Origin of the sequence: Paenibacillus sp. FSL M7-1455 (genome assembly GCF_038004655.1) — a bacterium.
GTDB lineage: Bacteria > Bacillota > Bacilli > Paenibacillales > Paenibacillaceae > Paenibacillus_AQ > Paenibacillus_AQ cookii.
This window is the reverse complement of record NZ_JBBORO010000001.1, coordinates 3,352,326-3,366,118: the sequence shown is the minus strand read 5'-3', so window position 1 is coordinate 3,366,118 and position 13,793 is coordinate 3,352,326. Positions and strand designations below refer to the sequence as shown.

The window sequence follows — 13,793 nt, the reverse complement described above, 5'->3', positions numbered from 1 at the left end:
TAATATTTCAACATATGAAAAATTCACAATAATAAAAAGAGATCAGAGCAAAGGAGGAATACGATGGGGACGTTGTGGAAGGGCGGCACCATCTACACGATGTTGCGTGATTCCCATACGGTGGAAGCGGTCTACACCGAAGGCGGAGCGATCCGGGATGCCGGGCGGTTGGACGAGCTGGAAAGAACATATCGCGGAAAGATCAATGAGGTTCGGGATTTGGGAGGCGCGGCGATGTTCCCGGGATTCGTGGACAGCCATATGCATTTGATCGGTCACGGCGAGACCTTCCTTAAACTCCAGCTGGGAGGCTGCCGCAGCCGAGACGAAGTGCTCGAAGCCGTTAAGAAACAGGCGTCGGTGCTCCCGAAAGGGATGTGGATCCTGGGCGAAGGCTGGAACGAAAACGAATGGGATGACCCCGGAAAGCCGGAGAGGGGACTTTTGGACGACGCGGCTCCCGAGCATCCCGTGCTGCTGCGCAGGGTGTGCAGGCATATGATGGCCGCCAATACGGCGGCTTTGCAGGCGGCGGGCATCGACGATGACCTGCCGGATCCGGCAGGAGGCGTGCTGGAAAGGGATGCGCACGGACGGCTGAACGGTATTTTGAAGGAGTCTGCCCAGGATCTTGTCCTCCGTGCCGTGCCGGGCCCGACGGACGAATATTTGGAAGCGGCGCTTGCGGCAGCCATCGAAGACTGCTGGGCCAAGGGGCTGACGGGCGGCCATACGGAGGATTTAAGTTATTATGGCAGCTGCAGCCGGACCATGCGCGCATTCGACAGGGTGATTCATGGGCGGCAAAAGCATTTCAGGGCCCACCTGCTCGTTCATCATTTGGCATTGGACGAATGGCTCGCCGCGGGAAGGGGGGAGCAGATCCGGTCGCCGCTGCTCGAGTTCGGGGCCATGAAGCTGTTTGCCGACGGGGCTTTGGGCGGCAGAACCGCGCTGCTCAGCCGGCCGTATGCGGATGACCCGTCGACTTCGGGCGTCGCCGTTCATGCGGAGCCTGAGCTGGATCGCTTGGTCATGAAAGCAAGAGCTCACGGCATGGCGGTTGCCGCGCATGCGATCGGGGATGGGGCGGCGGAATTGGTGCTCGCGCATTTGGAGAAGCACCCTTGCCCGGACGGGAAAAGGGATCGCCTGATTCACGGCCAAATATTGCGCCCCGGGTTGGTGGCGCGGATGAAACGGCTGCCGGTCATCACGGACATTCAGCCGAGTTTTGTCGCGTCCGACTTTCCCTGGGTCATGGAACGGATCGGCGATCCCGGGGAGAGGCTGGTGTATGCCTGGCGGACGCTGCTGGAGCAGGGCATCCCATGTGCCGGAGGTTCCGACGCGCCCATCGAAAAGGTGTCCCCGCTCGAAGGCATCCATGCGGCCGTCACCCGCACCAAACCGTTTCAGGATACCGTTTATGGCGAAAAGGAGCGGTTAAACATGTACGAGGCGATTGCGTTGTATACGAGAGGGAGCGCGTATGCCGGCGGCCATGAATCGGACCGGGGGATGATCGAAAAAGGATATGCGGCGGATTTCACGATTTTGCGCCGCGATCCGTTTCATGAAGATCCGGATGTGCTGCTGCAGGATATCGTGCAAATGACGGTAGTGAACGGAAACGTCGTGTACGAGGGCCGAGGCGGGTCGGAATAAACGAAACGTCCGAATCTCGTCCGGATCGATTTAGCTTGTGGCAACAACCGTTAGCCATACATGATAAAATATCATCATATGAAAAATTCACAATAGAAAAACATCGTATCTGCCCACACCTTGACCATTCGATGATACCCTGCTTTTCATAGTCTCTATCTACAGCCCAAAGGTCTAAAAAGGAGGGCAGATCTACCGCAAGATTTAATAGGCGAGCCGATCCAGGCGTCCTAATCCGTGCCTTTTGCTGCATACACATGTAGTAGAAGGGGAGAGTGATCAGGACATGGAAAAGATCGTCAAAAGGTATTTTCAGCTGAAACAGCAGCAAAAAGAAACCGAGCAGGAACTTAAAGAGCTTCGCGATGAAATCATCGGCTATTGCAGGGAACAAGGGACGGCGGACTTCACCTCCGGGCCCTACCGGGTCAAACTCGTCTCGCAAACGCGCAAGGAATACGACGACGAGAAATTGTTCGAAGCGCTTCCGGATCTGGAAGTGTGGAAGCTGCTCTCCAAATCCGACCCCGGCAAAATCGCCGGACTGGTCAAGCTGGGGGTCGTCAAAGAAGAAGCGCTCCAGGACACGTACGAATGCAAAGAGATCACGTTGCTGCAGGTGGATCGGGTAAAATGAAAAAACGGCGGGCGTTGCGGAGAATCCTCTCCGCTGCCTGCCGTTTTTAGCGTGGTTTTATTTGGATTGCAGCTCTTGAAGAATGCGGTACAGGATGATGCCGGCTTCAGCCCGGGTCAATTTGCCTTTCGGATTGAAGGTTCCGTTCGGATTGCCTTTCAAATACCCTTTTTCGACGGCATAGGAAACGGCTCCTTTGGCGGAATCCCGGATATCGTCCCCATCCTTGAAGGCAAGATCAGAGCCTCCCCCGGTCGTACCGGCGTCTAATGCTTGAGCAAGCAATGTGGCAAGCTCCTCGCGGCTTAACGGATGGCTGGAACCCGTCTCGGCCGCGCGATCGCTCCATGTTTTGCCTGTGCCAAGAAGCCGGTCAAGCAGGGACAGGAATTCCGCTTGCGTCACGGGGTCATTCGGTTTATACGTATCCGTTGCGTCCTTGCCGTTCGCCAGGTAATGGGAAGCGATCACTTCGATTTCGTTTTTGGCCCAATGATGGACGATGTCGTTAAAGGTTTTGAGGGCTTCGACCGCGCTGAACGCGCCAAGTTTGGATGTTTGGAACGTGACAAATCCGGTTTGGTTATTGCCCGAAGCGGCATAGGTCCATACGCCGTCCTTGTTTTTCGCGAAGATGCCGACTTTGCCGCGGTTTTTCACCTTCCCGGCATCGAGCGCCAGCGTGATGGACACCGGGGAAGCCAGCGCCGTCGCCGGGTCGTTGATCGTCAGGGCGCCGGAAACGAAACCTGCGCTGCCGCCGGCCGGGGCTTGAATCGTTCCTGCAGCGGTACCGCTAAAGCTGAACGAGACGGCAAGCCCGTCTTTCGTTACGAAGCTTTTGAGGGTGCCGGCCGGAACGTGGATCTCAAAACCTTTGCCTTTGATGATGAGTGGCTTGCCCGATTTCAGCAGCTGCTCCGTTAGCGCATTGCCGATCTTCAGGGTGAACGGATGATAAGAATCGAACGACGCGTCGCTAAGGTCCACCGTCGCGTTTTTGCTGTCCGATTTGTTGAGCTGTCCTGTCAGATATGAGGCATCGACGTTCAGTTCGGCCGTTTTTTGCTCGCCGGTACCTTTTTCAGTCAACACGCCGGCTGCCAGCTTCGTGCCGGATGGCGCGCTTGGCGTTGGTGATGCCGCTCCTCCGCCGGACCATGCACCGCCTCCGTTTCCGCCTCCGTTCCCGCTGCCTGGATTCGGATCGGGATCCGGGCTGCCTGGATTCGGGTTAGGTTTTGAGCAAGGCATTCGGTTCGGCACCGGTTTTTCGGATGTTTCCACGGATGAAGCCGATTGGAATTTCTCTCTCGTGACCTGCAAGGAGCCGGATGTTTGGTTGTCCATGGAAGGTTCAGCAGACGGGTTGCCGCCCGGCTGTTCCGATCCCTTGTCAGGTTCGGTCACCGGATTGTTCTGGTCAGGACTCTGAGAATCATCCGCAACGTTCCGGTCGGTTACTTTAACTTGGATCCCGGTTAACGCCGATGCAGCAATTTCTTTCTGTTCGGCGCTCCACAATTTTACATTGCTGAGATCCAGCGAGAAAATTCCAGGTTCGGATGGCGTAAACGTGAAATGGGCCAACGTGCCGGTTTTCGCCGGTTGGTCCAGCTCGAAGCCGAAAGTCACGGTTTTTTTGCCGTCGGGATGGCTGGCTGCGGCGACGTTTTGCTGCGATTCGACTTGAATGTCTTTGGCGCCCGGCGTCACTTGATTCAGTTTCAGTTTAGCATCGTACGTGACGTCGACGGTCATGCGTTGAACGTCTTCGGCACCATCGAAATGAACGTTAACGTCAAAAGGTTCGTTCGTATACACGCTTTCTTGGACCGTAGCGAGTCCAATGGCCGTACTGCCGTCTTTTAATGCGTACTCATAGGTTTTGGCCGGCACGGCCGAACCGTTTCCGGCATCGTCGTAGACGAAGAGCTGGATTTTGTTCGGTCCCTGCGTTAACGGGAACTTGACGGTAAAGTTGTCGTCAGCATCGATCGTGCCCGCAAATTCCTGGTTGTTGGCCGTATCCACGACCGCTTTCACATGGACGTATTCTTGGGCGGTACCGAGATATTGCAGCAACAAGTCGTCTTCAATGCTGCCTTGCAATATGCCTTCATTTGGTTTCTCGGCATTTACCGTCACTTTCTCGGGAAGCACGGCTGTAGGCGCCGTATTGTCCAAAAGGAATGCCTTGAGCGAGTCCTCCAACAGAATCGGTTCCTCTTCGCCCGCTTTGATGACGACCGGAACCAAGGCATAAACCCCGTCAGGGTTAGCGTCCTTGTTCAACTTCGTCTCTTTTCCGTCCAAACCGATGATCGTCCCATCCCAATCAAACGAATAGTAGAACGGATCGAGTTTATTTGGGAAATCCTCACTGTAAATTAGGCCAAGGAGCGATAAGTTATCGTCGTTCGCGGTTGCGCCAAATACGTAGAAGCCGTAATCCTCGACCTTCTCATTCAACGAGTAATACACCGTAGCCATTCCATTGCCGCCTTCGGCCGTAGAGAGATAAATCGGATCCACTTCTACGGACGTCATGGCCGGCTGTTCGAAGGTTTCGCCGACGTATACGCTGAAAGGCACATGGAGCTGATGTCCGGTTTTCATCTGCGTGAACTGGATATGACCTTGATAGATGCCTTCCGGCGTTCCTTCCGGAATGGTTAGCGTAACCGGCAGGTCATATGAAGACTCGTTGGCCTTCAGATGGATATCGCACAGCTCGGGGATCAGCTGCAGGCCGCTGTTGCTCGCCCAATCGACGTATACGGCATAATGCTGGTTGCTGCCTGCGATATTATCGATGCTTAGCTTCCGTGTCACCGTCGATCCAGCCTTTAGCAGGCCGAAGGAGAGGCTGCCGGAATAGGAAGTGTGGTGCGTTTCGTCCTGAAGCGGAACCGGCAACGGCTCTTCGACTTTGACGATCGCTTGGGCATCGGCGGTATTTTTCAAATCGACACGGCCGGCGCCTTGTTCGTTTACGCCGTAGGTGTTGCCCTGACGGTCTTTCATCAGCACCGCGTTGTTCGTCAACCACGCTTTGATTTGATCCGGCTTCAAGCCGAGGCCGTCTTTGCGGCTTTTCTCAAGCAAGAGCGCAGCGGAACCGGCTACGTGAGGCGTTGCCATACTGGTTCCCTGCAATTCCTCATACGCATTTGCATAGTCTCCGTCAAACGCCGGAATGGAAGATTTGATGCCGACGCCCGGGGCGGCGATATCCGGTTTGATGCCGTAATGCGGCAGGGAAGGGCCTCTTGAGCTTAAGTCGGCGAGCAAATCCTGCTCCTTCTTGTAATTGAAGGCAACTTGATTATCTCCCTTTTCGACGGCCGCTTTCAGCTTCAGTCCGCTGTCCTGGGAAATGGTGTAGGTTGGCACGGATTGTTTGGCGCCTTCGATCGTGGCGTTGATTTCCCCGGCCGTATTGTTATAAATGATGAGTGCTTTTGCGCCGTTTTTGGCGGCGTTTTCGGATTTTTCCGCAAACGAGATTTCGCCTCGGGAGACGAGAACCGTTTTTCCGGCGACATTCACATTTTTGTAATCATCCGCTTTGCCGAGTCCCGCGTTTACCAGCTCCAGCTTTTCATCCGTATTGTCCAGTTTGGCCGAACCGGCCGCCAGTTGGGCGAAGACCGTGCCTAAGCTGTCCGATATGAAAATAGGCGTGTTGAGCGGCGGCGTCGAAGCGCCGACCGAAATCGCCAACTGGGCGGAAGCCGGGCTGCCCACGGTCTCGGCTCCGGGACCGTCGTTGCCGTTGGCCACGACGACGGTGACGCCGGCTAATGCGGCATTATCCACGGCGATCGAATCCGGCGTATACGGATTGTTCTGGGAGGATCCCAGCGACAGGTTGATGACGTCCACGCCGTCGCTGACCGCTTTTTCGATCCCCGCGATGACGTTTTCCGTGCTGCCCGAGCCGTAAGGGCCGAGAACGCGATAGGCGTACAGGTCGGAAGCTGGAGCTACCCCGCGGACCCAACCGCTGCCCGTATCGGGATGTTCCGGGTTTCCGCGGCCGGCAATGGTGCCGGATACGTGCGTACCGTGGGAGGTATCGTAAGGTTTGCCGTTTTTAACCGGTTTGCTGGGATCCGGCAGCGTCTCCATCGGATCGGCATCGTTGTCCACAAAATCGTATCCGCCTTTGTAGGCATCCTTCAAGCTGGGATGGTTGTAATCGATGCCCGTATCGATAACGGCTACTTTAATCCCCTTGCCGTCATATCCTGACTCCCACATTTCGTTTGCGCCGATGAGCGGCGCGCTTTCGTCCATGTAAGGGGTCATTTCCGGCTTCTCTTCGATCGGGAGCGCATGGACTTCCTCGTTCGGGAACACCGCCTTGACTCCGGGCAGCGTCAACAGCTGGTCGACCTGATTGGCCGGCAGGGTGACGGCGTAACCGTTGAACACTTTCGAATATTCCTTGGTGAATTGGGCGGAAGTTTTGGCAAGCGCCGCGGATTTGAACTTCAGGTGCTCCTGGTTCAGTTGTGCCTGATAGCTGCCGATCGAGGAGCGTGCACGGATCGACGGTTTGACTTCGTATACTTTCAGCGGATCGTTCTGCAGCTGAACGATGACCGAAATGGGCTCGCTGCTGTCCGATTCCTCCACCAAATTAAGAGGCTGCTTCGATGCAGAAAATGCACGAAGATCCGGCGCTTTCTGCTTTAACAAGTCCTTTGCCGATTGCCCTTGCTTCAGCAGGGAGTCGAGACTGATTCGGGTTTGTTCCGGAAGCTTTAACCGATCCGGCGATGCGAAGACCGCGCTGGGCGAGGTGATTCCTACCGCAAGCACGGTGCTCAGCGCAAGCATGGAATAGCTGCGAACTTTAGACGGCTTTTTTCTGCTCAATTCATATCCTCCTTAGAATCGATAATGAAATGCTGCGAATGCGGCCCTCCTTTGCTCCTTGCGATAATTGAACACTAGTAAAATACATTTACATTTTACAATTTTTACATTTCTCTGGTATGAGACCGAAGAGGGACAGCCTTTTGAATCAGGCATGGCGAACGCCGTCGTTTTCAAGGTGTCGAAATCGGTTGCCTAACTTCATCTGCGGGGATGAAAGCTCCGAATCGTCCGTTGTTTCGTTTTTTCATCTTTTCTTGTCGCTCGGGATAGGTTTAAGGGCATGGGGGAGGGCGAAAACGATCCTGCAAAAATCGGCCGGATTCTCCAGAGATCGTTTCTCTGAACTTTTGCGGCCTGCCTGAATATTTGCGGACAAAGCGCAATAAAGATGAATTACGGAATCGCTTTCAAAGCGAACGAAGGAGGGATATGAAGATGCTCGCAAAAAGAAAATGGGCGCTGATGTCGTCGGCCTTGCTGCTTGCGGTGACGATGGGCTGCTCAAACTCGGGTTCAAGCTCGGCCCCTCAAGCACAAGGGAATGATCCCGCTCCATCCCAGGGCGGCGGGGATAAAGCCGCGACCGAAAAGAAAACGATTACGATCACTTACCGCGACGACGGCACCGGGGAAAAAGGAACGTTATACAAATGGATCAAAGAGGTGTCTGCGTCCTATCCGAATAAAAACGTCGAAATCAAGCCGACGCCGATTCAGGCTTCGGAAGGGGATTACTTTGCCAAAATCGCGCTGGCGCTCAAATCGAAAGACACCGCGCCGGACATCGTGACCGAAGATACGTTCATGCTGAATTCGGATGCCAGCGCCGGCTTCCTGGAGCCGCTTGACGACAGGCTGAAAGGCTGGGAGGACTGGAGCAACGGATCCTTTATCGAAGCCATGAAAAAGGGAGTGACCGCAAGCGACGGCAAAGTTTACGGGGTGCCGTACAACACGGACTCGAGGGGGCTTTGGTACAACAAGGAAATCTTTAAGAAAGCGGGACTTCCTGAAGAATGGCAGCCGAAATCATGGGATGAGGTGCTGGACGCGGCCAGAACGATCAAGGAAAAAGCAGGCAGCGACGTCGTTCCGATCTGGATGAATCTCGGAAAAGCAACCGGTGAAGCGACCTCGATGCAAACTTACGAGATGCTGCTGTACGGAACAGGGGAGCGGCTTTACGATGAAGCCAGCAAAAAATGGATCGTCAAGAGCCAAGGCATCAACGACGCGCTGGGATTTATCGAGACGATTACGAAGGAAAAGCTGGGCCCGCCGCTCTCGAAAGTATTGAACGGTCAGGCAGGAAATACGGCGACCCGCGAATATCTGCCTAAAGGCAAGCTGGCGATTTCGCTTGACGGCTCCTGGATTACGGGCAATTACCTGGAAGGCGGGGCAGCCCCGTGGCCGGAATACAAAGACGTCCTCGGGTTTGCGCCGATGCCGACAAGCAAAGGGCAGGATCCGGGCACGATTACGCTTGCCGGCGGCTGGGCGCTGTCCATTCCGAGCAACGCGAAGAATAAAGACGAGGCGTGGGATTTCATCAAATTCGCTTTGAACAAGGAAAATACGCAAAAGCTCGTCATGTCGTCCGGCAACATTACGGTGCGGGCGGACGTCGCCAAAGATCCGGAATACACCAAAATGCCGTTCAACGCAATTGCGACGGAATATTTGAAAAACGCCGAATTCAGACCGGCCCAGGATAAATATCCCGAGGTGTCGACGCAAATCCAATCGATGGTCGAATCGGTCGCCACGGGCACATCCGCGGCGGATGCCGCCAACAAGTACGCGCAGGACGTCACCCGCATCGTCGGGCAGGATCATGCAATAGAAAAATAAACGGCACCGCATGCCTGCGCGAAACCGTCATCCGGTGCGAAGCGCGGGCATGCGGTGTTCGCATTCATCCGAGAAAGGAGAGACTTCCATGGGAGGAATCTCGGTATCATCCCCGCAGATCAGAAGGAGAAATTTGACCTGGTTGTATTTTTTGCTGCCGTCCATCGTCATTTTGCTGCTGTTTTTTATTTATCCGATCCTGCTGACGTTTTTTTATTCCTTCACGAATCTGGCGTTAACCGGGGAAGCGGCCAAAGAGCTGAAATTTGTCGGGCTGGACAATTATACCCGGATGTTTCAGGACCCTACGGTCCGGATCAGCATATGGAACACGCTCGTATTTTTGATCGGATCGGCCGTCATCGGCCAGCAGGTGCTCGGATTTCTGATCGCGCTTCTGATGAAGCATAAAAACAAAACGTTTCGCCGGGTGATCGGTACCGTGGTGTTGGCCGGATGGGTAACGCCCGAAATCGTGTGCGCCCTATGCTTGTACAGCTTTTTCGGCGATGAAGGCACGCTGAACGCCATCATTTCGTTTTTCGGCATCTCGCCGGTCACCTGGCTGTTTACCATTCCGATGCTCACCGTCATTCTTGCGAACATATGGCACGGCACCGCTTTTTCGATGCTGGTGTTCCAAGCGGCGCTGGATGACGTGCCAAGCGAAATCGAAGAGGCTGCCGTCGTGGACGGGGCATCCCGGCTGCAAATTTTGTTCCGCATCACCATTCCGTATATCCGGGAAACGATCACGACGAACGCGATGCTCGTCACGCTGCAGACGTTGGGCGTCTTTGGTCTGATATACGCCATGACGGGCGGCGGTCCGGGGACCAAAACGACGACGCTGCCGATTTTCATGTACAATCAAGCCTTCGTGAATTACCAGCTCGGTTACGGAACGGCCATTTCACTCCTTTTGCTGCTGCTCGGCATTGTGCTCAGCTTGTTTTATATCCGTTCGTCCAAAAAGTAAAGGAGATTTCGCATGAACACGAAACAGCGCAAGCTTATCTATCGAATCCTTCCGTATGTGATCTTGTCGTTGATCGGGATCTGCTTTCTGCTGCCGCTTTTGTGGGTGCTGGTCGCTTCCGTCGATCCGAATGCGATGCAGTCGCTTAAAATGCCCAAGCAGTTGACCGCAGGCAACTACATCGATGTTCTTACGAGCCGCGAAAACCAGCGGGCCTTTGCGATCGGCCTGTTAATGTCGCTGGGGCAAGCGGTAATCGTGGTTCTGCTCGCACTGTTGGCTGCCTATCCGTTATCCCGCTATCAGTTGAAATTCAAGAAACCGTTTATGCTGACGATTCTGTTCATGACATCGCTGCCCATTACCGCCGTCATGGTACCCGTCTATCAATTGTTTTTGACATTGAAGCTGTATGACAACGTTGCAGGCGTCGTGCTTTTTTACGTTGCTTCGTCCATGCCTTACGGCATTTGGATGATCAAAAACTTTATGGATTCGGTTCCCGAAGATTTGGAAGAGGCGGCATGGGTCGACGGAGCGTCGGTTTTTACCGGTATCCGAAAAATCGTGGCGCCGCTTATGGTGCCGGGAATCTGCACGGTGGCGATTTTTACGTTCTCCGGCAGTTGGGGCAACTTTTTCGTTCCGTACATCCTCCTGCAAAGCCCGGAAAACTTCCCCGCTTCCTTAAAGCTGTATCAGTTTTTCGGTCAATACGGGATGGTGGACTACGGCAGACTGGCGGCGTTTTCGGTGCTTTACGCGATCCCGTCGATCGTGCTGTACATTCTTTCGCATCGGTTTATGTCCAAGGGGTTCAGCATGCAAGGCGGAACGAAAGGGTAAAAGCGGCCTGGCTGGCTTGAAGGAGTCAGCCGATATTACGCAGCAGCTGAACATTAAGCTGCAAGTGTTTCGAGGGAAAACGAAAGGGTTGCCTCATGAAAATCAATACAGCATAAACAGAGGGAGGCATAAAAAAGCGAAGGTTAATCGTCAACATTTCACCGGACGAATGCCTTCGCTTTTTCGTTACGCTTGCAGTTCTTGAACCATGCTCTCCAGCTTTCTCATCGTCTTCCAATTCCGTACCGTGCCGGGGGTGCCCAGCTTGCCCAAACTGTCCGCCAGCTTGGATTCGTTGAATTTGTTGCGGATGAACATGTACAGATTAGTGCCGATGATCGTATATTCGTCGATGCCGCGATCCACCGCGGCCAGCTTTGCCACGCCTTCGGCCGTAGGTACGTCGGAGAGCATCGACACATGGAGCGTTTCGCCTTCCTGCAGCGAGGAGTCGTCATAAGGGCAATCTCTCAAAATCGCTTCAAAATCCGCCCCGCTGCGGATGATCACCGGGATATTCAGCCCGAATGCGGCGTTGATTTCCCGTTCGATCAGTTCCTTCAAGGAAGGCCCGTCCAGGTCGGAGGCCAATACCACGTTTCCGCTTTGGATATACGTCTGAACCTCTTTGCAGCCGGCTTTTTCGAGAACCTCCCGAAGCTCGGCCATCTTGATTTTATTATGTCCGCCGACGTTAATGCCCCGGAGCAGAACAACATAAATGGTCATGTTAGGCAACTCATCTCCAGTCAAATAGGATTAAGGATGATGCTTAGGGTACAATCTGTCTGTATGGATTTTACAGAATCCTTACATAGGTTGCAATCTGAAAATCATCAAAACGGCAGGCAGCTCGTTCAGAGTTGTCTTTTTTTGCATTTGAAAAAGAGGGCGGCTTGGCGTTTGCTCACAGGTCCGATCACAAAGTTGACACACAAAAGCTGGAATATTAGCTACATCGGGCTATGTCGAACGCGGACTTCGTTCGTTACAATATGAGCTGTATTCGGAAGGATAAGGAGGGAGTAAGGCTGTCCAATACGCGCATATTGCCGGTTTTGCCGCTTCTTGTTTTGTTATGCCTTTGGCTGCCCGCCACAGTCATGGCCGATCATGAAGTGCCGCCGCCCGTACCGCTGCAGCCGATCATCGACAGAATGGCAGAGGGCGAGGCGCTTCGGCTTACGGATCAAACGTACCAAGGTCCGGTCACGATCCAAAAAGCCGTTTCCATCGAAGGTATGGGAGGCGCCAAGCTGCTCAACGATACTTCAAAATCCGCCGTCACCGTCGAAGCGGATGGAGCTCGTCTCCAAGGGTTTCAGATTACGCACAATGGAAACGGCGATGCTGCTGCCGTGGAAATCCGCGCCGACAGAGTAAACGTGAGCCAACTCGCGATTCGCACGAATGGATACGGGATCCTGCTGCGCGACGCGAACCATGCTGTTCTTAACGACAACGATATTTCATGGTTCGAGGCGGATTCCGGACACCCGGAGAACAAAGGAAACGGCATCGATCTTTACAGTTCCAACCATAATCTCATTCTCGATAACCGAATTGCCTACATGAAGGACGCGATTTATTTGGAAAAAGGGCGTAACGAAACCGTTAAAGGGAATCGGGTTTCTCATTCGAGGTACGGCATTCATCTTATGTACATAGACGACTCGCAGGTGACGGATAACACCGGGGATTACAATTTTACCGGAGCAATGGTGATGGTGGTATCGAATGCGACGGTATCGGATAATTCGTTCCGAAGGCAGAGCGGGAATGTCAACTCGCAGGGAATCCTGCTTTACGACGTACGAAAATCCCGAATCGAACGAAATGCGTTGGAAGGCAACCGCGTCGGCGTTTATATGGAAAACGCTGCGGAAAACCGGATTTCGGACAATGATTTCATCCGCAATTTTATCGGCATTCAAATGATCCGCTCGAAGGCGAACATGATCCGGCATAACGTTTTTGCGGCGAACGTCATCGAAGCGTCGGAACAAGAAAGCGGCAGCAACCGGTTAACGGGGAATTATTGGGATTCTTTTCAAGGGCTCGATGTGACGAATGACGGAATCAGCGAAATGCCGTATTCCATTCGTCCGTTTTACCAAAACGTCATTGCCCGGAACTCGGCTTACCAGCTGTTTTTTCAGTCACCGGGCATGAATTTTTTAAGCGACATGTTTGCGGGGGGCGATCAAGCCGCCAAAGACGTTGCGCCGCTGATGAACATGGAGTCCCGGACCGAAGCGGGGAACGGCCGGAGGACGGAGGATAGCTCCGCCGCTGCCGCCGCCGGATGGGCTCTGCTTGTCGCTGCGACATCGATCATGATATTAGGGGGAATTCGAAAATGAACGCAAAAAGATTTTGGATGCCAATCGCCGCGCTTACGTTGGGTGCGCTCGTGATGAGCGGCTGCGGAGCCCAAAAATACGAAGCCCGGCCGATCAACGAAGCCGTCGATATATGCGCAGTGTGCAACATGCAGGTAAAAGACGATGCATTTGCGACGCAGTTGACGATGGCGGACGGGAAAAATTATAAATTCGATGACATCGGATGCATGGAACAGTGGGAAAGAGAGCATGAAAAAGAAAAACTCGGCATGGACTTCGTGCGTGACTACAACGATAAAACATGGATTGAACGCGACAAGGCGACTTACGTGCACGACGCTTCGATCCGTACGCCTATGGCCTATGGCGTGATTAGCTTCAAGGACAAAACGTCGGCGGAAGAATTCGTTGCCAAAGAAGGCGCCGGAAAGATCATGAGCGCAAGCGAGCTCGAAAACCATGACTGGAAGCAAAACAAGGACATGATGATGCAGCATGGAGAAGGCGGGACCGAAGGCATGAAAGGGATGAGCGGCCATCAACAGGAGCAATCGGACCATAAGTAAACGAAAGG

General features: G+C 53.9%; 9 protein-coding genes. 7 read left to right on the top strand and 2 right to left on the bottom strand.

Features of this window, described 5'->3' with window-relative positions:
• Positions 1-63: 63 nt before the first annotated feature.
• Complete coding sequence (locus tag NYE48_RS15505) at positions 64-1,668, top strand: amidohydrolase (protein ID WP_340999310.1); 1,605 nt, start codon at positions 64-66, stop codon at positions 1,666-1,668.
• A gap of 286 nt (positions 1,669-1,954) precedes the next feature.
• Positions 1,955-2,305, top strand: coding sequence for a hypothetical protein (locus NYE48_RS15500; protein ID WP_340999308.1), 351 nt, complete (start codon positions 1,955-1,957; stop codon positions 2,303-2,305).
• Between the two features lie 57 nt (positions 2,306-2,362).
• Here NYE48_RS15500 and NYE48_RS15495 read toward each other — a convergent pair whose 3' ends face one another.
• On the bottom strand, positions 2,363-7,192 hold the full coding sequence (locus NYE48_RS15495; protein ID WP_340999306.1) for a S8 family serine peptidase: 4,830 nt from the start codon (positions 7,190-7,192) through the stop codon (positions 2,363-2,365).
• A 495-nt stretch (positions 7,193-7,687) separates the two neighbouring features.
• On the opposite strand from NYE48_RS15495, the gene NYE48_RS15490 reads away from it, so the two are divergent.
• The 3 genes from NYE48_RS15490 (at position 7,688) to NYE48_RS15480 (ending at position 10,874) form a co-directional block, all read left to right on the top strand.
• Positions 7,688-9,049, top strand: coding sequence for an ABC transporter substrate-binding protein (locus NYE48_RS15490; protein WP_445324073.1), 1,362 nt, complete (start codon positions 7,688-7,690; stop codon positions 9,047-9,049).
• 88 nt (positions 9,050-9,137) lie between these two features.
• Positions 9,138-10,028, top strand: a complete 891-nt coding sequence (locus NYE48_RS15485) for a carbohydrate ABC transporter permease (protein ID WP_340999304.1) — start codon at positions 9,138-9,140, stop codon at positions 10,026-10,028.
• A gap of 12 nt (positions 10,029-10,040) precedes the next feature.
• Positions 10,041-10,874, top strand: a complete 834-nt coding sequence (locus NYE48_RS15480; protein WP_340999303.1) for a carbohydrate ABC transporter permease — start codon at positions 10,041-10,043, stop codon at positions 10,872-10,874.
• 186 nt (positions 10,875-11,060) lie between these two features.
• On the opposite strand, the gene NYE48_RS15475 is transcribed toward NYE48_RS15480, so the two are convergent.
• Entirely contained in the window at positions 11,061-11,603 is a 543-nt protein-coding gene (locus tag NYE48_RS15475; protein ID WP_340999301.1) for a DUF1697 domain-containing protein, read from the bottom strand.
• Between the two features lie 374 nt (positions 11,604-11,977).
• Between NYE48_RS15475 and NYE48_RS15470 the strand changes: the two genes are divergently transcribed.
• The gene (locus NYE48_RS15470; RefSeq protein ID WP_340999300.1) at positions 11,978-13,237 is read left to right on the top strand and encodes a right-handed parallel beta-helix repeat-containing protein; all 1,260 of its coding nucleotides are present in this window, start codon (positions 11,978-11,980) and stop codon (positions 13,235-13,237) included.
• Positions 13,234-13,785 (top strand): nitrous oxide reductase accessory protein NosL, encoded by a 552-nt coding sequence (locus NYE48_RS15465; protein WP_340999298.1) that lies wholly within the window; start codon positions 13,234-13,236, stop codon positions 13,783-13,785. Before NYE48_RS15470 ends, NYE48_RS15465 begins: the two co-directional genes overlap by 4 nt.
• Positions 13,786-13,793: the final 8 nt, after the last annotated feature.